General features: G+C 67.9%; 1 protein-coding gene. It reads left to right on the top strand.

Going from position 1 to position 685, the window contains the following annotated elements; all coding sequences use genetic code 11:
- Window positions 1–11 precede the first annotated feature (11 nt).
- Window positions 12–685 (top strand): phosphopantetheine-binding protein (locus tag J6497_RS40825; RefSeq protein ID WP_312010469.1); only part of this gene is annotated, 674 nt, incomplete at its 3' end.

The following is a 685-nucleotide window of genomic DNA, read 5'->3' as shown; positions in this document are numbered from 1 at the left end:
ACGACGACCAGGTGAAGATCCGCGGCTTCCGGATCGAGCCGGGCGAGATCGCGGCGCGGCTCTCTGAGCACGCGTTACTGCGCGAGGCCGTGGTGGTGGCGCAAGAGGATCGCGCGGGCGAGACGCGTCTTGTCGGCTATGTGGTGTGCGCGCCCGAGGCAGGATCGGACGAGGGAGATGGAAGCGAGCTGGCCGGTGCCTTGCGCGCACACTTAAGTGCACGGCTGCCGGACTACATGGTGCCGGCCGCGTTTGTGCGGCTTGCGGCGCTGCCGTTGACGGTGAACGGCAAGCTGGATCGCAAGGCGCTGCCGGCGCCGGCGGATGAGGCCTATGCGCGCGCCGCCTATGAGGCGCCGCAAGGCGAGATCGAGACGGCGCTGGCGCAGCTCTGGGCGGAGCTTCTGGGGCTGGCGCGGGTCGGTCGGCACGACCACTTCTTCCAGCTGGGCGGGCACTCGCTGCTGGTGGTGCGGCTGTTGAACCGGATGTCGCAGACTGTTGGTGTCGAACTGCCGCTGACGACGCTGTTCGCCAAACCGGTGCTGGCAGATCTGGCGGAAAGCATCGTCGCGGAGTTGAGCCGGTCCGGTCTGCAAGAGCTGCCGGCGATTGCCGAGGTGTCGCGCGATGCGCCACTTGTGCTGTCGTTTGCGCAGCAGCGGCTGTGGTTTTTGGCGCAGCT

The organism is Bradyrhizobium cenepequi (genome assembly GCF_020329485.1).
In the GTDB taxonomy this organism is placed as follows: domain Bacteria; phylum Pseudomonadota; class Alphaproteobacteria; order Rhizobiales; family Xanthobacteraceae; genus Bradyrhizobium; species Bradyrhizobium cenepequi.
The sequence above is the reverse complement of the archived record's forward strand: the minus strand, read 5'-3'. Positions and strand labels throughout refer to the sequence as shown.